Here is a 20,067-nt window from a genome sequence, read left to right as displayed (position 1 = left end):
AATTGAAACTTTTTATACAATTTGTTCGTTTAATATATAATAAGGGGAAATAATAAGGAAACTTAAAGAAATAAAGAAGGAGTCACCATGGAAAAATTTCAGCGTTACAAAGAAGCTTTTGCAGGATTTTGGCGCAAAAAGCACCTGACACAAATTCTGCTGCTTTTATCACTAACTATATTACTTTTAACCATTCTCTTTTTTGCGTTTCTGGCAGCTACAGCAAATGTGGAGACTTTAAAAGAAGGATTAAGGCAGTCAACTGTTATTTACGATAAAGATGGAGATGCCGCTGCAAGTCTTGCGGAAAATAGAGCAGAGGGTGCCAATATTGAAGAATTGCCTGAACATGTGGGCAATGCTGTTATCGCGATTGAAGATGAACGCTTTTATAAGCATAACGGCTTTGATATAAAAGGGATTGCCAGAGCGTTCTTCGGCAACTTATTTGCAGGGGGCATAACCGGCGGCGGAAGTACCATTACCCAGCAGCTCGCCAAAAATGCTTTGCTTTCACCTGAACAGACCTACAAGCGAAAAGCTGAAGAACTGTTCCTGGCAGTTGAAATCGAAAAAAATTATAAAAAAGATGAAATCCTGCAAATGTATTTAAATCAAGTTTACTTCGGAAGCGGCTCATGGGGAATCGAACAGGCATCCAATAAGTATTTCAGCAAAACACCAAAGCAATTGAACATCAGCGAGAGTGCATTGCTTGCAGGTTTGCTTCAATCACCTTCTGCACTCGACCCATACAATCATTACGAACGGGCAATCAAAAGAAGGAATGTTGTTCTTGGGAAGATGAAAGAGCACAAGATGATTTCAGCGGATGAGTATGAGAACGCTGTAAATGAAAAAATTCAATTACAGGAAGGAATCCGCAGCAAGAAGGAAAGGAAATACCCTTACTATGTTGATGCGGTCCTAGATGAAGCAATAAATACGTACGGACTAACACAGGAAGAGATATTTACCAGGGGATATAAAATATACACAGAAATGGATCAGAATCTGCAATCCAGCCTGGAAAATGTTTATCAAAAGGACTCAATCTTCCCGGCTGGCATGAATGGAGAAATCGTTCAAAGCGGAGCTGTCCTTCTTGATCCGGCAACAGGGGGAGTCAGAGGGCTGGTCGGCGGCAGAGGGGAACATGTTTTCAGAGGCTTCAACAGAGCTACACACATCAAAGCCCAGCCCGGATCAACACTAAAGCCTTTAGCCGTTTACACACCTGCCCTGGAAGAGGGATACTCACCAACATCGATGCTGAAGGATGAACCCGTAACATACGGAGATTACACACCGGCTAACGCTTCAGGACAATATGCAGGCGAAGTGTCCATGTATAAAGCTGTGGAAGACTCGATCAATGTCCCAGCCGTATGGCTGCTTAATGAAATAGGACTGGATAAAGGACTGGATGCTCTGGAGCGGTTCGGCATCCCGCTCGAAAAAGAAGATGAATATCTCGGTATTGCCTTAGGCGGAATGCGAAAGGGAATTTCACCTTTAAAGCTGGCCGAAGCATATGCGGCTTTCCCTAATGGCGGCAAGCGCAACGATGCCCATTTAATTACGAAAATCGTGGGCCCGACCGGAAGCATCATTGCAGAGCGCGACAAAAAAACAGTTAAAGTGACGACGAAAACTGTTTCTAACCAGATGACTTCCATGCTTTTAAATGTTGTTGAAACCGGCACAGGGAGCGCTACGAAGATAGAAGGAGTTCAAATCGCCGGAAAAACGGGGTCAACCCAGCTCCCATATAAAGACATTAACGGAACAAAGGATCAATGGTTTGTAGGCTATACACCGAATTTGGTTGGCGCTGTCTGGCTCGGGTATGACCAGACCGACAGGGAACATTATCTGTCAAAAAGCAGTTCTGAAACAGCAGTCCCTGTTTTCAGATCAATAATGGAGTCAAGCCTGCCACACATGCAGGAAGGTGAATTTGCTACAAAATCGGTAAATGAAAAGCTCGAGAAAAAGGAATTAACAGAAGAAATCGGGCAAACCATTAAAGAACAAGCTGAAAAATTCGAAGGAAAACTGAGAGAGGACCTTCCAATCTGGAAGGAAAAATTGAGAGAAGGAAAGCAGGAGCTTGAAGATTTCGGCAGATTCCTGAAGGACAAATGGGATCAATTCAGCAATTGAATAAGCATTAAATGGAGAATGGCTTACATAGCTGTTCTCTTTTTTCTCTCAGAAAACTTTATACTGGAATAATTCAAGAAAACAGTGTAATCTAAGTATTTATAGCACCCACTAACAAAACGACAGCATTCGCTATCAAATTGCTAGCTCTTAGATATTAATAGCCAGGAGGATTACAATGAGTGGAGAAACCCGTATTCAGCTTAATGTCCGCATATCAAAAGAGACTTCAAATAAGCTCGATGAAATTGTTGATTATTATCAGGAAAACACGAAACTCGGCAGGATATATAAAGGCGATGTTTTAACAGATATTATTGAAAAGTCATATGAAGTAATGAATAAGCAGAAAAATCTCAATAAGAAATTTTAATTTTTACCTGGAGGGGAATTACATGAGGGATGTTAAACTGACCGATATCTATCAGCACCGGATCGCACAAAAATATATTACACGCTCCGGTATCGCTCATGCTATTGCCGTTGCCTATCACGCCTTCCAGATTGCCAAAGAAATGAAAGAAGATGTCGATTCGGCAGCTAAAGCTGGCTTTATGCACGACATAGGCCATTACACCTGGTACAAAAATGGAAAGTGGGATTATGACCTATACAGGCAGAATGACATTCATGCCATTAAGGGTGCTGAGCGGGCACATAAACTCCTCATCAGACTTGGGGAGAACCCGATCAAAGCAAAAGAAATTGCCTTGGCCATCCTTTTTCACACGGATTCATTTCTGCCTGGAGGCGAAGTTGTCAGAACTCCGCTGCAATCCCTGGTCAAACTGGCAGATGAAAAGGATGAAGAACCCGGTGGAGCCCATCACTATCGGGAACTTGATTTTAAGCGGGCTATGAATAGCCTCGAAATACTCGATAATAAGATTGATCATTATCTTGAGAAAAAAGAAGAATAACCTAAATTCCTGTCATGTTATGCGCTTCCCCAGGAAATTCAGTTTTATTTTTTTGAAGGGAAGCGCATGTTTCATGAAGAATTATAAGTTATGGCGATGATCAGATGATCGAATTATTATGTGCAGGGATGGTGTTGCGGCAGTGAGGGCAAGGACTCGAAGACAACAGTCATTAAATGTGGAAGAAATTAAATTCAGATTAACAACTGTGTTTCTGCACCTATCATTTTATGCAATGATTATATTTATCTTAATATTGTTTTTGGAGTTATTTGGTTAACGTACATAAAAGAATCCCGGGTAAAGCCAGCTGCTTTCCCGGGAGCCTGTTCTAGGATTTTGGCAAAATGCCTTTTTCAGTTAAATACTCTTCCACCTCTGTAAAATCTTTTACTGGAACAAACCTTATGCCCTTTTCCCGAAGAAGGTCCTGAAGCCCATTTTTGGCAAAAGTGATATCAGCATGCTCTGCAGGTTGGGAATCCGGTTCACTGTCCCCCATAAAAAACACAGTTTCATATTCCTTTTGCAAGTCCTGAATGACCTTCGATTTATCAATGCCATATTGTTCATGATAGTGATGATGATTTTTATCAATATTCATATGGACATTCTTCTCATGGTAATATCCTTCATTCGAAAAGACCTTAACATCTTTAATACCATACTTCTTTAAGATGTGATGGATATAATAGTCTGTGCCTGCACTTAAAATATAAAAATCTCCGCCATCCTGCTGTAATCTTTCAATAAACTCAGGAACATATTCATCTATTTCAATGGAATAAATATCGCTGATAATTTGTTCTTCATCCTGATTAATGGATGTGAAGACTTTATTTAAAAAGTCAATATCCTTTATCTCTCCAGCCTTCCATTTGGGCATCAGCTTACGCCCCTCCGGAAAATATTTATCCATCATTATCAAATAAAAGTCTCTTTTAGAAATCGTTCCATCAAAATCCGAAACAAAGGCCCATTTTTTCATTCTAATACCTCCAATAAGACATTTCTTCTTTTTAATCTTTCTTAACTTTACCCTTTGTTTTTTATGTTCAATCAGCTAAAAAACGTCTTTTGATTTTATTCCTGATGAGATTAATGGTATTATTAATTTGATTTTTACATAAGGAGATGATTAGTATGGCAGAAAAAGGATACATATTAATGAAAAACGGTGAAAAGGTTGAATTTGAACTATATCCTGAAGCAGCACCAGGGACAGTTGAAAATTTCAAAAAACTTGTAAATGAAGGCTACTATAATGGCTTGAATTTCCATCGTGTAATTCCTGGATTTGTAAGTCAGGGAGGGTGCCCGAACGGAACAGGGACTGGTGGTCCAGGGTACACAATCAAGTGTGAAACAGAAGGAAACCCTCATAAGCATGTAGAAGGATCTCTTTCTATGGCTCACGCGGGCCGCGATACAGGCGGAAGCCAGTTCTTTATCGTTCATGAGCCACAGCCTCATTTAAACGGTGTTCACACTGTTTTTGGAAAAGTTACTTCAGGCATGGAAGCAGTTAAAGCAATGAGCAATGGCGATGTTATGGAGAAAGTTGAAATTCTTGAAGGATAATCAGTTTTAAAAGAGCCTCTAGGGGCTCTTTTTGTTTTTTACCACACGTTTTAGGTAAAATGAACATTAGCTTGCAATATCGAAAGGATGGTTATATGGGGCCTATTAAAGACCACTTGAAAGAAAATCTTGATTTGCTTTTTGTCGGCTTCAATCCAAGTATTCGATCAGGAGAGACAGGCAACCATTTTGCAAACCCGAACAACCGCTTTTGGAAAATTCTCCATGAATCAGGCTTAACTCCCCGTAAATACACCGCAGCGGAAGATTATAAATTATTGGAATTGGGCTATGGAATGACAAACATTGTCGCGAGGCCTACTAAAGCAGCCGATGAAATAACGAAGGAAGAATATAAAGAAGGCAGAGCTGAGCTGATCAAAAAAATAGCTGCACTAAAGCCCAAGGTCATTTGCTTTGTTGGAAAAGGCGTCTATCAGGAATACAGCCGCAAAAAGAAGCTGCCATGGGGAATCCAGGAGGAATCAATAGTCCCCGGCACTATTGACTTTGTTGCTCCTTCATCTTCCGGGCTTGTCAGAATGAAGATTGATGAGATTATTCAAATCTATGCTGAGATTCCGGAGCTTTTAAAAACACTGAGATAAACTAATTCTTCCAATGCTTAGGTATAAGCATAATGCCGATGCATAGTTCAAATTTCACAAATCCTCCCTTTTCACTATCATAATTCTATTAATTTTCGCTACCAACGGTACTGGTATTAAATATTCAGAATTGTTAAAATGTAGTTAACATCAAGAACCAGCTTCAATTTAATCTCTTAAGGAGGGAAAGAAATGGAGCAATATGTTCGTGTCATTCCTTATAAGGTGATTCAGCAGGAAGAGGATGTTACGGAAGTTCCAAAGGGCGTGGAATTGATTCAGGCGCCGAAGATTTGGAGCGAAACAAAAGGAAAAGGAATTAAAGTTGCTGTTTTGGATACAGGATGTGACATTAGCCATCCTGATCTGAAGGATCGTGTAACGGGCGGCCGGAACTTTACAGACGATGATAACAGCGATCCAAATAGTTTCAAGGATTATAATGGCCACGGAACACATGTGGCAGGGACTATTGCTGCGCATGAAAATGATGCTGGTGTTATTGGGGTAGCTCCTGAAGCTGATCTCCTTATTGTAAAGGTATTAAATAAAAATGGGTCCGGACAATACGAATGGATTATCAAGGGCATCCATTATGCCATCGAGCAAAATGCAGATATTATCTCCATGTCGCTTGGCGGGCCAGCTGATGTTCCGGAGCTGCATGATGCGATTAAAGCCGCTGTAAATAAGAATATCCTTGTAGTATGCGCAGCAGGAAATGAAGGGGATGGGGACGACTCAACCGACGAGTTTGCTTATCCAGGCTGCTATAATGAGGTGATTAGTGTTGGGGCTATTAACCTCGAAAGGGATTCTTCCGAGTTTACAAACTCTCATAATGAAATAGATTTAGTAGCGCCAGGGGAAGGGATATTATCCACCTTTCTGAACGGAAAATATGCAACCCTCAGCGGTACTTCAATGGCTGCTCCACATGTTTCAGGAGCTTTGGCCCTGATCAAGGATTTTGCAAACAGGCAATTTGAAAGAAAGCTTACTGAACCAGAACTTTATGCCCAATTAATCAGAAGAACGGTTCCACTTGGCAATTCTCCTAAACTTGAAGGAAACGGACTCGTCTATTTAACCGTTCCAGATCATTTAGCCGGAATCTTTGACCAGGAGTTCAAATCGACGGTTCTTAATGCCATATGATTAAAGTGACTAGTATAGCAGCGGAATGGGCAGAAGCTCAGTCAAATTATATTGAAAGTGTTCAGAACGAACCCTATTATAACGCTGAGGAAGATATCATAAATCAAGAGGATTACTATGGCACCCTTGATTTTGAGAAAGAGGATCTCCCGGAACAGGTTCATCATCTGCTGGTTCGCACTCATAGCCGGGAATTGGATTACTCACCTCACCGATATGTATATCCATGGGTGGATCTGCAGGAAAACCTCAAGCTTAAAAGCTTATATTCAGGAAAAGGCATTGATCCGCTAAAAGCCATTGACCAGGATCTAAAGCTCCTTCAGACGATTCATGAAGGCGGATTCCACAGCAATGAAAGAGTTATATTCAATACCGAGCATGTAGTCCCGCAATCATGGTTTGAAGGAAGACAGCCAATGAAAGGGGATCTGCATCATCTTTTTGCTTGTGAGCCGGCATGCAATAGTATGAGAAGCAACTTCCCCTACCATGATTTTGATGCCTATGTCCCGGAAATGGAGGCGGCGGGCGTCAGGAATGGCTGTGGAATGGCAGAACTGAAGAAGTTTGAGCCGGAATATGGAAAAGGGATTGCCGCAAGAGCTGTATTCTATTTTGCTGTCAGATATAAAAATGCTCTTATACTTGACGAGAAGATGGATATGCAGATTTTGCTGAAATGGCATGAGGAAAATCCGGTGACTATATATGAAAAGCATAGAAACGCTGCCATTCAGGCAATCCAGGGGAACCGGAACCCATTTATAGATTATCCGGAGCATGCAAAGAAAATGCTGGGATAATGAACAAACCCGTCTGAACTCAGGCGGGTTTGTTTTATAATAAAAAAGAAGGAGGAGTTATTACAAGTGCAGCCATTTACAGAAAAAGTGATAAAAATCATTCAAAACATCCCAAGAGGAAAAGTCATGACATACGGACAAATCGCAAGGCTGGCCGGGAGCCCCCGGGGAGCAAGACAGGTGGTCCGGATTCTTCATACACAAAGTGAAAAGCATCAGCTTCCCTGGCATCGGGTTGTGAATGGGAAAGGGGAAATTGGGTTTAAAGACAGTGAAATGCATGACATTCAAAGAGAACTATTAGAAAATGAAGGGATACAATTTAATATAAATAAAAGAATAGATTTGCAGGAATTTGCCCATGAATCATCACAGCCTATATAAAGAAGCGTGCATCCAATCGGAAGCCACGCATCTTTATAAATATATATACCTAATTTGTTTTTGATGCATATTCCTCAATCATCTCAGCTGTAACATACTTTCTTGCAGGTATTATGCCCTGTTTGGATAGTTCATTTATCTCAGCAGTTACTTCATTTATCTTATCCGCAGAAAAAGGAAGTCCCCTCCTGCAAAGATCCAATGCTTGTTCAATATAATACTCACGCTGCTGATCCAAGGCAGCAAACCTCGTGATTATCTTATTTTGCTTTCCCACATGTTCAGATATTGCTTTATGTACACTCATTCTTTCCACCCCTTATAAAATTCACCTGTTTTTATCATACCATTTTTTCTAAAAGTTTTAAGAATAAATATTCTTATTGGCATAACATTTTGTTTAAAGAAAATAGAAAAAAACAGCGATCCCACATAACTTGTACTGTGGAGAATAAAATAGTTAAGCAAGCGAAAAAAATGATTCCTTTTCCTCATTATGGAAATAAAGGGAACTCACCTTTCTAAGAAGAAATGGTAATAAAACAATGGAAGGTGGCTTAATACATATGAAAAAGAGTGTAAAAATGCATATCAGTTTATTGCTGGTATTTATGCTGGCACTTGTTCCTTTAGCCCAGCACGAATCTCCTAATGTACAGGCAACAGAAGAAGGCAGTGAACTTGTCCAGCAGCTGAACCAATTGCTGAATAATGATCCCATACTCCAGGGAGGTCTTGCAGGAGTCAGTATCCGTAATGCAGAAACCGGCGAGCTAGTATATGACCATATCGGGGATGTGCGTTTGCGGCCGGCGTCTAATATGAAGCTCCTTACAGCAGCTGCCGCTCTTGAAACGCTGGGTGAAAATTATCAGTTCACCACAGAACTTCTTCACACAGGCTCAATAAAGGGGAAGACACTGCAGGGTGACTTAATCTTAAAAGGAAAAGGAGACCCAACTCTTTTAAAGGAAGATTTTGATGCATTTGCCGCTAAAGTGAAGGAAGCAGGCATAAAAGTTATTCATGGCAGTCTGATCGGTGATGACACCTGGTATGATGATGTTAGGTATTCAACTGATCTGTCATGGAGCGACGAATCCTGGTATTATGGCGGACAAGTCTCAGCACTTACTGCCTCCCCGAATGAGGATTATGACGCGGGCACAGTCATTGTAGAAGTATATCCTGCTGAAAAAGCCGGGCAGGAACCGATTGTAAAAATGGTGCCGGAAACAGACTACATAAAAATCGTTAATAATGCGAAAACCGTTGCTAAAGGGGAAAAGAAGGATATCCATATTGAAAGAGATCACGGGACGAATACCGTTACAATAGAAGGAGAAATTCCAGTTGAAGGAAGCCGTTCAAGGGAATGGATCTCTGTATGGGAGCCGACTGGCTATGCATTGGATCTATTAAAGCGTTCTCTCGCTGAACAAGGGATTAAATTGAAAGGGAAGACAGTAGCAGGCACTGCCCCAGAAGGAGCAAAGCTGTTTGCTGAACATAAATCCATGCCGCTTAAAGAGCTGCTTATTCCATTTATGAAACTAAGCAATAATGGCCATGCAGAAACCTTAATCAAGGAAATGGGCAAGGTTGTCAAAGGGGAAGGCAGCTGGGAAAAAGGGCTTGAAGTATTGGAAGAACAGGTGCATGCCTTTGGAATGACTGAGGAAACTCTCGTGCTCCGGGACGGTTCCGGGATTTCACATGTAAACTTAATTCCGGCCAACGAAATCTCCAAACTGCTTTATGAGGTCCAGGACGAAGAATGGTTCTCCTCCTATTTAAACTCTTTGCCAATTGCCGGGGATACTGACAGGATGACGGGAGGAACACTTAGAAACCGGATGAAAAACTCCAATGCAGCCGGGAATGTCAAAGCAAAAACTGGTTCCATCTCGACTGTCAGTTCGTTATCTGGTTATGTTAAGACATCCAGTGGGGATGAGCTGATCTTTGCCATTATTTTGAACAACTTAACTGACGGCGGCAAAGGGAAAGTGATTGAAGACAAAATTGCCACATTGCTAGCCGATCAATAAACTGCAAAAAAAGGGCAGTATACCGAGTCGACGGTATACTTGCCCTTTTTTTATGCCTTACTCTGCTTTTGCTGCCTGTATTTGAAGATCAATTTTCACTTTATCTCCAACAAGGACTCCGCCTGTTTCAAGTGCTGAATTCCAGGTTAACCCGTAGTCGCTTCTTTTGATAGCCCCGGCTGCTGTAAAGCCGACTTTTTCATTTCCCCATGGATCTTTGCCTGATCCTTCATATGTCACAGCAAAAGTTTCTGTTTTTGTTACACCATGAATCGTTAGATCGCCTGTTACATCATATTCATCGTCACCCTTGCTTACAATGCCAGTTGATGTAAATGTCATTTGCGGATGGTTCTCCACATCAAAGAAGTCTGCAGAACGCAGGTGATTATCGCGATCTTCATTTCGTGTATCCACACTTGAAAGTTCAACATTAAATGTAATATCAGCAGTTGTTAAATCTGCGGGATCTGCTGTAATTTCAGCATCAAAGCTATTAAAGCTGCCTTTCACGTTTGCGATCATCATATGCTTGATAGAAAAGTCCACACTGCTGTGTGCTGGATCAACTGCCCATTTAGTTTTTGCCATTTTAATTCTCCTCCATTAGTTCGAATTCATTTGTCTCGAATTCAAGATGTTTTAATTATAAACAAATTATATGCCGGTTCAAGTTTTATGTCAATGATATTTTTTGAAAAGATGGTAAAATGAAGACTACTTAAATTTTCAACATCATACATAACCTAAGTCATAATGATTACATCGCGTATTGGCGTTGTTTAAAGGGGAACGGATCATGAATCAACTTGAACAGATATACAAAAATGCCGAAGAGCATACAAAAATAAAAATTCTGGAGGATGCCGACCGTTATTTGGGCGGACAGGAATCAATGCCATCCTATAAGGAATATCTTTCTGAAAGATTTCATTATATCGATCAAATTTGGGTAAATGTGTGGCTGAATAAAATTACCGCCAAAATATCCAAGCAGGAAAAAAAGAAGTATTTAAGTGAGAAAGGGTACGACACTGAGAATGTTGACAGGAAAATAATCAATCACCTGTTCCGGACGGAAATGAGGGATTATCAGCCTTTTAACAGTTTGGAGTGGCTTAATGCCTTGTTTGAAAGCAATAATGAAGCTTGGGCTGAGCGTTTCGAGAAGGCAAGGGCTCATTATCTGCAGAAAGCAGAAGAGGAGCAGCTCCAGCGGAGAAAATATCGAATCCGTGAAAATATCGAAAAGAACATAGAGGAAATTATTGAAAAAGATTATAGCCTTCTTTATCTCCATGTCAGACATATGGCTTCAAAGCAGCTCGTTTCCGATTTTGAAAATAAGACAAGGTATCAGAAGGTGGATACCTTCGCACTGGAAGAAAAGCTCGAGGAAACAGGCAGTTTCAAGGCCGAAGATTATACTGTTATGGGAGAATTCTTCGAGGAGCTGACAGGGAATATTCATAAAGCATTGTATTGGGGAAAAGGCTATTTCGAATATGAAACGTATTACTATGTTTATAAAAACCATATATCTGGATTTCTTTCTGATTCTCTGCAAACACTCATCCTGCAGAACCTCCCGCAGCAGCTTTTCGAGGAATATGAAGGTGCATATGATAAACCGCTGACCGGGAAGTCTGTTAAGAAGCTTATTGCCCATACAATACACAATCTAAATGACAGCTTTTTTGAAACCATTCAGGAGGAATATGTTGGAGATTTGGTCAAGCTTTCGGATATCCCATTTGACCCTGAGGACCATCAAGAGCAATTGGAGAAGGACATTGAAGACAGGGAAAGAAAAATAGCAGAAGAACTGGCTGAGCAGCAGCGGAAGAAAGAGGAAGAAGAACGCATGCTCGAAAATATTTTCGGGCAGGAATACAGTCCTTCGGTGGAACGTGCCAAAAAATATGTACTTCATATCGGAGAAACCAATACCGGGAAAACCCATCATGCACTTGAAGGTATGAAATCAGCAAACAGCGGTTTATATCTCGCGCCATTAAGGCTTTTGGCTCTCGAGGTATATGATAAATTAAACCGTGATGGTGTACCCTGTTCTTTGAAAACCGGTGAAGAAGAGAAGACGGTTGCCGGTTCACAGCATCTATCCAGCACGGTGGAGATGTTCTACGAAAAGGATTTTTATGACGTCATTGTGATCGATGAATCCCAGATGATTACGGATAAAGACAGAGGCTTTTCCTGGTATAAAGCCATTACCAAGGCAAATGCAAATGAAGTCCATATTATTGGAAGCCGCAGTGCAAAAAGTATGATGCTGCAGCTGCTTGGCGACGCAGATATTGAACTGAATGAATACAGCCGTGATATTCCTCTTGAAGTGGAGGCAAAGGAATTTAAATTCAGTCATGTTCGAAAAGGCGATGCACTTATTTGTTTTTCAAGAAAGAGAGTGCTTGAAACGGCCTCAAGACTTCAGCAGGAAGGGCACTCAGTAAGCATGATATATGGAGCTATGCCTCCTGAAACCAGAAAAAAACAAGTCCAGCGTTTTATAAATGGTGAAACTTCTATTATCGTTTCCACTGATGCCATTGGGATGGGACTTAATCTGCCTATCAGGAGAATTGTGTTCCTGGAAAATGATAAATTTGACGGAACGAAACGAAGGACCCTTACTTCCCAGGAAGTGAAGCAAATTGCCGGGAGAGCCGGCCGAAAAGGACTTTACAATATTGGGAAGGTTGCTTTTACAAAAGATATCAAAAGAATGAAAGCTCTGCTTGAAATGGAAGATGCGCCGGTACACAGCTTTGCGATCGCCCCGACCAATACAGTATTTGAAAGGTTTCAAAGGTATTACCGCGATCTCGGATCATTCTTTGAGCTTTGGGATAAGTTTGAGAGCCCAAGAGGAACAAAAAAAGCGGCATTATCAGAGGAGAGGGAACTGTATGAAAGGATAAGAGGCACTGAAATTGAAGCCAAGCTTGGCTTAATGGATCTTTATGGTTTTCTCCACCTGCCATTCTCTAAAAAAGAAAATGACCTTGTCCGCCAATGGGAAGAATCGATGTATGCCATTATTTACGGGGAGGAGCTTCCAGAGCCCAGAATCAAGAACCGGAACCTCGAAGAGCTGGAATTGACCTACAAGGCGATAGGCCTTCATTTGCTGTTTCTGTATCGGCTAGAGCAGAGGACCGAAGCGTTATATTGGGAACGATTAAGGGAAGAAATCAGCGACCATGTTCACGAAAGATTAAAGACCGATATTAAGGAGCTCTCAAGAAAGTGCAGAAAATGCGGCAAAAAACTGCCTTGGGAACACGAATATCAAATCTGTGATGAATGTCATTCTTCACGCTCAAGAAGAAGGTATCATTACTATAGAAGGTAAATTTTTTTAGCCTGCTCGCATAACAGCAGGCTTTCCCGCTTTCAAAAAAGACAATAAATTTATGAATTTCATCCGTCCCTTTTGAATACATATTCATGGAAAACAACTATGCAGGTCTCAAAGGGGCGGTAAAAATGGCAAGCAGCACACATCAGGCAGAAGTAAACATTCCGATTGAGTCAATATGGAGCTTTGTCAGTGATATTGGGAACTGGGCACCATTAGTGCCCGGATATATTGCACATGAGGTATTGAGTGACAAAGAATCAACCTGGAGCTTCAAAAGCGATATGGGGATTATCAAGAAAAAAATCGAATTAAAAGTGGATATTACGAGCTGGCAGGAGCCAACAAAGGTTACGTTTCAGTTAACAGGACTTAATGAGAAGTTTACGGGACATGGGTACTTTCTTGCGGAGATTGGAAGGAATAAGAAAAATATCATGACAGGATCACTTGATATTTCAGCGGAGGGTATGATGGCTAAAGTTGCCAATTCCTTGCTTAATACAGCTCTTCCTGAAATTACTTCAGAACTGACAGAGGCTGTGGCATTAAAGGCCGAACAGGAATACAGAGAGCATGCAGGTGTATAATTTGCCCCAATGAAAAGAACTCATATATTCTGAGTTCTTTTATTTCGTATATCGATTAGCGTAGCTGGAGGCCACGAATGCTTCCGGCTTTATTTTTGGCTCAAGGCCGATGGATTCGATCCTGGACACCATTTCTTTCACAAATTCCCTGGTTTTATTTCTTTTGCCCGATCCGATGTCCATATGCCCTTCCATTGAGAATGATCCGCCTTTATAAAGGAATGGCAGAACGATTTCAAACATTTTGTCTTTGTAATCCTCTGTAAACAAAGAGACCACTTCTTCAGTCAGTGAGGTTTCATAGGAGATTCGCTCATGAAGATGCAGCATTTTTCTTGGTATAACAGTTTTCCGGATACATGCCCAGGCGCCTTTTCGCTCATTTTGAATCACAATCCCGGTTATAAACACAGTGCGATTGCAATGCACCTGTGAATCTGTACCAATCATCAGCCTGAAGTTCCCATCAGGATTTCGCCTTATAAAAAGTAAGATCCGGTCGAATACCTGCTCAAAAGTCATATTCCTCTCCTGGAGATTTTGAAATTTATATTCAGCATTCACCTATTATCACCACATTAAGTATTTTGTCTCGGAGTATCACTCTTCCACAACCTTTAACTTAAAATGTAATCCTTATTACTGCCATTATATTGAGGGACACTGAACAAGTTGTATATTTTTTAGAAAAAATTGCTGTTGCTGCGAAGAAACAGAAAATGAATGGGAATCTCCATATTGATAAAAGCTAAGGTAAAGAGGAGGTTTGCTTATGAACAAAACACTTATCTTAATACTTAAATTAGCATCAGCCATGATTGCTTTTGCCATAGCGCTTGATTTATTCTTTGATGCGACATTCGCAGATATTCTTTCCTTCAGTATTCTGGTAACAGCCATGTCCTATATGCTTGGAGACCGCATCATTCTTCCTAGGCTGGGAAACCGAAATGCCCTTATTGCTGACTTTTTCTTAGTTTATGCATCTGTTTGGGTGTTTGGGAGTGTGCTGCTTAACAGTTACCTGCAAATCGCTTGGGGAAGTGTCATTGCAGCAGGAATTATCACTTTATCCGAAGTCTTTGTCCACAGATTCCTTGTAAATACTAGGGAATCCAGCCAAGAGAAGGAGAGCAGCCAATCTGCTTTGAATCCACGACTTGCCTATGGGATGGAAATGGCTGAGGAAAGGGAGCCAACAAAGGATTGGGAATAAATTGATATATAGAGTCAGAAGCCCACTGCAGGCCATTTGGTCTAAACCTGGGCTTTTTATTTTGAACCAACCATTTTTTTCACGTTTTTATCCGATAGAATGCTTGCTATTTTGCCGTTAAACACACAATATAAATAAGGACATATTTAATAAAGAACAGGAAAAGAAAGTAGGGTTTTATTTGCAGGAATTTTTAAAACTTGGCATTTCAGGAGAGCTATCTGATATTCTGCTGCAGCAGGGCATCGCTAAGCCAACGCCTATTCAGGCGCAGGCGATTCCAGCTGTTATGGAAGGAAACGATGTTATTGCCCAGGCTCAGACAGGAACCGGAAAAACATTAGCATTTACTTTGCCTATTCTGGAGAAGATGGACCCGAATGCTGTTCAGATTCAGGCTCTGATTATAACGCCGACAAGGGAATTGGCATTACAGATAACAGACGAAGTAATGAAGCTGACGAAAGACAGTGATATAGATGTATTAGCTGTATATGGTGGGCAGGATGTGGACAAGCAGCTCAAAAAGCTGAAAAGGAATGTCCAGATTGTAGTGGGGACACCTGGCCGGCTGCTGGACCATATCAAGCGAAATACCATTGATTTATCACAGGTGGATTTTTTAGTATTGGATGAAGCCGATCAAATGCTGCATATAGGCTTTCTTGATGAGGTTGAGAGAATTATTAAAGAAACGCCTGCCAAAAGGCAGACGATGCTTTTTTCTGCAACTATGCCGGCAGAAATAAGAAAACTGGCAAACAAACACATGAAAGAGCCGCAGTATATCCAAATTGAAAAAACACAGGGGCCAGCCCATTCAGTTAAACAAATAGCGATACATACCTTCGACCGCGCTAAGCAGGGGACGCTGATAGAACTGATTCAAACCCATAGACCATTTTTGGCCGTGATCTTCTGCCGTACAAAACGCAGAGTAACGAAATTATATGAAGTGCTGAAATCGAATGGTTTTGATTGCGATCAGCTTCATGGGGATTTATCACAATCGAAACGCGAACAAGTAATGAAGAGATTCAGAGATGCGGAGATACAGCTGTTAGTTGCTACGGATGTAGCTGCTAGAGGGCTTGATGTCGAAGGGGTCACCCATGTTTATAATTATGATATCCCACTCGATCCTGAAAGCTATGTTCACCGCATCGGGAGAACCGGCCGGGCGGGCATGAAAGGACTGGCCATTACGTTTTATTCGTCTGCAGACAAGCCGCTCCTTGAGGCAATTGAAAAAGGACTGAAAATTACTATTCCTAAGCAAAACATTGGCAATAGCGATATCAAGCCTGAAGCAGCATCTGAAAAAAAGAGGCCGGATTCCAAACGCCAAACCTCCGGAAAGAAAAATGACAGCAGAAAAGGAGGCCAGCCAAAATCAAAAGAAGACAGGTTTTCCCATGAAAAAGGCAGAAAAGGCAAAAGCAGTTCACCTCGAACAGGCCGCACAAAAACTCAAGGGAAAAAGAAGCCTTCTCCCACAGCTTCAAGAAATTCATCCAAAAGACGGGGAAGGTAAAGATATTTGAGGAGGAAAGCAACTTGTTAAAAGAACGGATGGAAAAGCACTTGAAAGAACAGCCCGCTGAACTTTATGAAAAAGAAAAGGAATATGCCCAAAAGCAGGGACTCTTGAATGATGGTCATGAAGCCGGAATCAAGAATCCCGAAGACCGATTTAATGATGCTTATATAGAAAGAGGAGATAAAGAAACAGAGGAAGTTCTCGGACAGGAGCCTGCCGGCTTTTTAAATCAGCCAATAGACTACTTCAAAAATCATAAAAATGAATTTATGTATCTGGAGTCGAAATGGTTTGATCTGATTGGAGCGGATGCCATTTCCTTTGAAACAGATGATGTTTTTGGCAACTATGAAGTAATGCTTGGACTGAAGCTGCCAAAAAAAGCAGAATCAGCTATAAGAGCATTTATAGATGCAAATACTCTTACAGGCACACCAAAATACAGCCTGATGTTCAGCCAGCAGGATGGGCTTTGGGATTTTAATTTTTCGCTGAACGACATTGAAGGCTTTAAAGAGGAACTATCTATACAAGACGCATATCAGTTAGTTTACGAATTCCTTTTTAACCTTGTGTCAGAAGTGGAAGAAACCCGCAATAAGTAAATATTTATAGCCAGATATTAGGATGAACTCTCAATTTTTTGTCCAAACCATGATAAATGTCATGGTTTGGACATGACACCTATGTCTACAAAGCAGTTTGCAAACCCTTTATTATTAAAATTAACGTCATGATGAAGGGAATTAACAAATGACTTCTAAACAAAAACAACTCAACTTAAAAAAACAAATGGCACCTTATGAAAAATCAGATTTAACAAAAAGCATTATGCAACTGGTCAATACGCTGGGACCATTTTTCCTGCTGTGGTTCCTTGCTTATAAAAGCCTGAGCATTTCTTACTTGCTGACGCTTGGCATATCTATAGTTGCAGCAGGCTTTCTTGTCAGGATCTTCATTATTTTCCATGATTGCTGCCACCATTCCTTTTTCAAAAACCGCAAAGCAAACAAAATCATTGGCACAATCACAGGGATCCTGACCGTCTTTCCTTATCACCAATGGCAGCATGACCACAATGTACACCATGCAACGAGCGGTAATCTGGACAAGCGCGGAACAGGAGATATCTGGACACTGACAGTGAAAGAATATCAGGATGCCTCATGGTCGACTCGTGCAGCATACCGCATCTACCGCAATCCGTTCGTTATGTTAGGTTTAGGCCCTATTTATGTATTTTTGTTAAAAAACCGTTTTAACAGAAAAGGGGCAAGAAAGAATGAACGCATCAATACGTATCTTATAAATGCGGCCATCGCCGGTTTGTATGCGTTCATGTGCTGGGCTATCGGGTGGGAAGCGTTCCTGATGGTGCAGGGGCCGATCTTTATGATTTCAGGAGCAGCCGGAATCTGGCTTTTCTATGTACAGCATACATTTGAAGACTCATATTTTGAAGAAGATGATAAATGGGAGTATGTTAAGGCTGCTGTAGAAGGAAGCTCCTTTTACAAGCTGCCGAAAGTGCTTCAGTGGCTTACAGGGAACATCGGGTTCCATCATATTCATCACTTAAGCCCGCGCGTTCCTAACTATAACCTCGAAAGCGCTCATTATAATACAGCTGAACTTCAGAATGTGCCGACGATTACTCTTTCTACCAGCCTGAAGTCACTTCGATTCCGCCTATGGGATGAAGAAGCCCAGGACTTCACCGGGTATGGAGCAGCAAAGCAGTCGGCTGTCAGCAAAAAACAGAGCAGAACTAAAACGGCATCTGTGAAGCCGTAAACTGAATGTATAAGCTGAAGAACAGCTCCTTTGTGATATGATAGCAAAGGAGCTGTTTCATTATTTCATGAATAAAAAGAGGGTACCTCACATGTTAAAAAAATATTTAACTGCATTGAAAAGTTCAGGCATTTCTCCATATATATGGAGTGTATTCAGCATTCTGCCGTTTTATTTCATCTTCAGATCCACATCTAAAATCACCATAGCCATCGGAATTATCCTGACTATACTCTTTTTTATATCACTGCGTTTTGCCTTTATTTCACGGAAATGGCCTGTCTATTTGTGGACTGGCATCTTAATCAGCATATCGATCACAATGACCATTCTCTTTTCATTTATTTATTTTGCATTTTATATTGCTTATTACAATGGCCATATCAAGAACAGAATTGCCTTTTTAACGCTGTATGTCATCCACCTGATCGCAACCACCATCTCCATAAACATTAATTTTGTCACCCAGAAGCCATTATTTCTCGAGCAGATTCCTTTTATTATTATCATCTGGATCAGTGTGATTTTGCTTCCTTTTAACATTCACAATAAGAAAAAGCAGGAAAAGCTTGAGGAGCAGCTTGAGGATGCCAACAAAAGGATTGCGGACCTCGTCAAACAGGAAGAAAGACAGCGGATTGCCCGAGATCTTCATGATACTCTCGGACAAAAATTGTCTCTTATCGGGTTAAAAAGCGATCTGGCCAGGAAGCTCATCAGCAAAGATCCGGACCAGGCAAAGGAAGAGCTTATAGACGTTCAGCAAACCGCCAGAACAGCATTAAACGAAGTAAGGAAGATGGTTTCGCAGATGAGGGGAATCAGGCTGAAGGAAGAGATTATCCTTGTAAAGCAAATTTTAAAGGCGGCTTCTATCGAATTCATCGGGGAAGAAGATATCAAATTAAAAAATGTGTCACTCTTCCTTGAGAATATTCTAAGCATGTGCATGAAAGAGGCTGTAACAAACGTAGTAAAACACAGTAAGGCGACAGAATGCCGCATCAGAATAGAACAAACCTGGAATGAAGTCAGCATTACCGTCCGGGATAACGGGGTCGGCATGAATCCCTCAACAGATGTAGGCAAGGGGTCCGGACTGCTTGGCTTAAGGGAGCGGCTCGACTTTGTCAACGGAAGTCTTGAGATTGTATCTGAGAATGGAACAACGATTATAATGAAAGTACCAACAGTCGTGAAGGAACCAAACAAGGAGGAGAGGGCATGATAAAAATCGTCATAGCTGAAGATCAGCGGATGGTGCTTGGTGCGTTAGGATCTCTGCTAAATCTTGAAGACGATATGGAGGTCATTGGGAAAGCTTCGAATGGAAAAGAGGCCATATCCCTTGTCAAAACTCTTAAACCGGATGTATGCATTATGGATATTGAAATGCCGGAAAAAAGCGGCCTGGAAGCGGCGGAAGAATTAAAAGACTGCGGCTGCAAAGTTATTATTCTGACAACCTTCGCAAGGTCAGGCTATTTCCAGCGTGCCCTCAAGGCCGGTGTAAGAGGTTACTTGTTAAAAGACAGCCCAAGTGAGGAACTGGCTAGCTCTATCAGAAACGTCCTGGAAGGAAGGCGCATCTATGCACCTGAATTAATGGATGATGTTTATGGCGAAGAAAACCCGCTGACAGACCGGGAAAAAGAGGTGCTGGAGCTGATAGCAGACGGCAAGAACACGAAAGAAATTGCCGACCAGCTCAGCATTAAGACAGGTACCGTGCGCAACTATATCTCGGCTATTCTTGACAAGCTCGAAGTTACGAACAGGATTGAAGCCATAACCCAATCCAAAGAGAAGGGCTGGTTTAAATAAAGTGAAACTTCAATCAGTGGGGGTTTTCCTTATCCCCACTAATT

Annotated in this window: 21 protein-coding genes; 17 read left to right on the top strand and 4 right to left on the bottom strand. The window is 41.3% G+C overall.

Annotation, left to right across the window (positions count from 1 at the left end; genetic code table 11):
* Positions 1-87: 87 nt before the first annotated feature.
* The 3 genes from CHI10_RS02715 to CHI10_RS02705 all read left to right on the top strand — a co-directional run bounded on the left by CHI10_RS02715 (position 88) and on the right by CHI10_RS02705 (position 3,086).
* Positions 88-2,166: a transglycosylase domain-containing protein gene (locus CHI10_RS02715; RefSeq protein WP_095242737.1), complete on the top strand. Its 2,079-nt coding sequence runs from the start codon at positions 88-90 to the stop codon at positions 2,164-2,166.
* 178 nt (positions 2,167-2,344) lie between these two features.
* Positions 2,345-2,539 carry a hypothetical protein gene (locus CHI10_RS02710; RefSeq protein ID WP_048010032.1) on the top strand — a complete coding sequence of 65 codons (195 nt, stop codon included), beginning with the start codon at positions 2,345-2,347 and terminating at the stop codon, positions 2,537-2,539.
* Positions 2,540-2,561: 22 nt separating this feature from the next.
* Positions 2,562-3,086, top strand: coding sequence for an HD domain-containing protein (locus tag CHI10_RS02705; RefSeq protein WP_095242736.1), 525 nt, complete (start codon positions 2,562-2,564; stop codon positions 3,084-3,086).
* A gap of 331 nt (positions 3,087-3,417) precedes the next feature.
* On the opposite strand, the gene CHI10_RS02700 is transcribed toward CHI10_RS02705, so the two are convergent.
* Positions 3,418-4,074 carry an MtnX-like HAD-IB family phosphatase gene (locus tag CHI10_RS02700; RefSeq protein WP_095242735.1) on the bottom strand — a complete coding sequence of 219 codons (657 nt, stop codon included), beginning with the start codon at positions 4,072-4,074 and terminating at the stop codon, positions 3,418-3,420.
* A gap of 155 nt (positions 4,075-4,229) precedes the next feature.
* Here CHI10_RS02700 and CHI10_RS02695 point away from each other — a divergent pair, with 155 nt between their 5' ends.
* The 5 genes from CHI10_RS02695 (at position 4,230) to CHI10_RS02675 (ending at position 7,623) form a co-directional block, all read left to right on the top strand.
* A complete protein-coding gene (locus CHI10_RS02695) occupies positions 4,230-4,667 on the top strand; it encodes a peptidylprolyl isomerase (RefSeq protein WP_095242734.1) in 438 nt (145 codons plus the stop codon).
* 95 nt (positions 4,668-4,762) lie between these two features.
* Positions 4,763-5,275: a mismatch-specific DNA-glycosylase gene (locus CHI10_RS02690; protein ID WP_095242733.1), complete on the top strand. Its 513-nt coding sequence runs from the start codon at positions 4,763-4,765 to the stop codon at positions 5,273-5,275.
* A gap of 192 nt (positions 5,276-5,467) precedes the next feature.
* A complete protein-coding gene (locus tag CHI10_RS02685; protein WP_095242732.1) occupies positions 5,468-6,433 on the top strand; it encodes a S8 family peptidase in 966 nt (321 codons plus the stop codon).
* Positions 6,430-7,239: an endonuclease I family protein gene (locus CHI10_RS02680; RefSeq protein WP_095242731.1), complete on the top strand. Its 810-nt coding sequence runs from the start codon at positions 6,430-6,432 to the stop codon at positions 7,237-7,239. Before CHI10_RS02685 ends, CHI10_RS02680 begins: the two co-directional genes overlap by 4 nt.
* A 66-nt stretch (positions 7,240-7,305) precedes the next feature.
* Positions 7,306-7,623 carry an MGMT family protein gene (locus tag CHI10_RS02675; RefSeq protein WP_095242730.1) on the top strand — a complete coding sequence of 106 codons (318 nt, stop codon included), beginning with the start codon at positions 7,306-7,308 and terminating at the stop codon, positions 7,621-7,623.
* A 49-nt stretch (positions 7,624-7,672) separates the two neighbouring features.
* On the opposite strand, the gene CHI10_RS02670 is transcribed toward CHI10_RS02675, so the two are convergent.
* On the bottom strand, positions 7,673-7,930 hold the full coding sequence (locus CHI10_RS02670) for a YpbS family protein (protein WP_095242729.1): 258 nt from the start codon (positions 7,928-7,930) through the stop codon (positions 7,673-7,675).
* Positions 7,931-8,189: 259 nt separating this feature from the next.
* Between CHI10_RS02670 and dacB the strand changes: the two genes are divergently transcribed.
* Positions 8,190-9,674 carry a D-alanyl-D-alanine carboxypeptidase/D-alanyl-D-alanine endopeptidase gene (dacB, locus tag CHI10_RS02660; protein ID WP_095242727.1) on the top strand — a complete coding sequence of 495 codons (1,485 nt, stop codon included), beginning with the start codon at positions 8,190-8,192 and terminating at the stop codon, positions 9,672-9,674.
* A 57-nt stretch (positions 9,675-9,731) separates the two neighbouring features.
* Here dacB and CHI10_RS02655 read toward each other — a convergent pair whose 3' ends face one another.
* A complete protein-coding gene (locus CHI10_RS02655) occupies positions 9,732-10,265 on the bottom strand; it encodes a YceI family protein (protein ID WP_095242726.1) in 534 nt (177 codons plus the stop codon).
* 208 nt (positions 10,266-10,473) lie between these two features.
* Here CHI10_RS02655 and CHI10_RS02650 point away from each other — a divergent pair, with 208 nt between their 5' ends.
* The gene (locus CHI10_RS02650) at positions 10,474-13,050 is read left to right on the top strand and encodes a DEAD/DEAH box helicase (protein ID WP_095242725.1); all 2,577 of its coding nucleotides are present in this window, start codon (positions 10,474-10,476) and stop codon (positions 13,048-13,050) included.
* 134 nt (positions 13,051-13,184) lie between these two features.
* Positions 13,185-13,646, top strand: a complete 462-nt coding sequence (locus CHI10_RS02645) for an SRPBCC family protein (protein WP_095242724.1) — start codon at positions 13,185-13,187, stop codon at positions 13,644-13,646.
* Between the two features lie 39 nt (positions 13,647-13,685).
* On the opposite strand, the gene CHI10_RS02640 is transcribed toward CHI10_RS02645, so the two are convergent.
* Positions 13,686-14,168, bottom strand: coding sequence for a ribonuclease H-like YkuK family protein (locus tag CHI10_RS02640; protein ID WP_286136907.1), 483 nt, complete (start codon positions 14,166-14,168; stop codon positions 13,686-13,688).
* 250 nt (positions 14,169-14,418) lie between these two features.
* On the opposite strand from CHI10_RS02640, the gene CHI10_RS02635 reads away from it, so the two are divergent.
* From CHI10_RS02635 to CHI10_RS02610, 6 genes are all read left to right on the top strand, one after another.
* Positions 14,419-14,862 carry a YndM family protein gene (locus tag CHI10_RS02635; RefSeq protein ID WP_095242722.1) on the top strand — a complete coding sequence of 148 codons (444 nt, stop codon included), beginning with the start codon at positions 14,419-14,421 and terminating at the stop codon, positions 14,860-14,862.
* Between the two features lie 181 nt (positions 14,863-15,043).
* Entirely contained in the window at positions 15,044-16,396 is a 1,353-nt protein-coding gene (locus CHI10_RS02630) for a DEAD/DEAH box helicase (RefSeq protein WP_095242721.1), read from the top strand.
* A gap of 23 nt (positions 16,397-16,419) precedes the next feature.
* On the top strand, positions 16,420-17,007 hold the full coding sequence (locus CHI10_RS02625) for a branched-chain amino acid aminotransferase (RefSeq protein WP_095242720.1): 588 nt from the start codon (positions 16,420-16,422) through the stop codon (positions 17,005-17,007).
* 148 nt (positions 17,008-17,155) lie between these two features.
* Entirely contained in the window at positions 17,156-18,199 is a 1,044-nt protein-coding gene (gene desA / locus CHI10_RS02620) for a Delta(5) desaturase DesA (RefSeq protein ID WP_095242719.1), read from the top strand.
* Positions 18,200-18,290: 91 nt separating this feature from the next.
* Complete coding sequence (locus tag CHI10_RS02615) at positions 18,291-19,427, top strand: sensor histidine kinase (RefSeq protein ID WP_095242718.1); 1,137 nt, start codon at positions 18,291-18,293, stop codon at positions 19,425-19,427.
* A complete protein-coding gene (locus CHI10_RS02610) occupies positions 19,424-20,023 on the top strand; it encodes a response regulator transcription factor (RefSeq protein WP_076256464.1) in 600 nt (199 codons plus the stop codon). The genes CHI10_RS02615 and CHI10_RS02610 overlap by 4 nt, the downstream gene beginning before the upstream one ends.
* Positions 20,024-20,067: the final 44 nt, after the last annotated feature.

The sequence above is a fragment of the Bacillus sp. 7894-2 genome, assembly GCF_002272225.1.
Lineage (GTDB): Bacteria > Bacillota > Bacilli > Bacillales > Cytobacillaceae > Cytobacillus.
The sequence above is the reverse complement of the archived record's forward strand: the minus strand, read 5'-3'. Positions and strand labels throughout refer to the sequence as shown.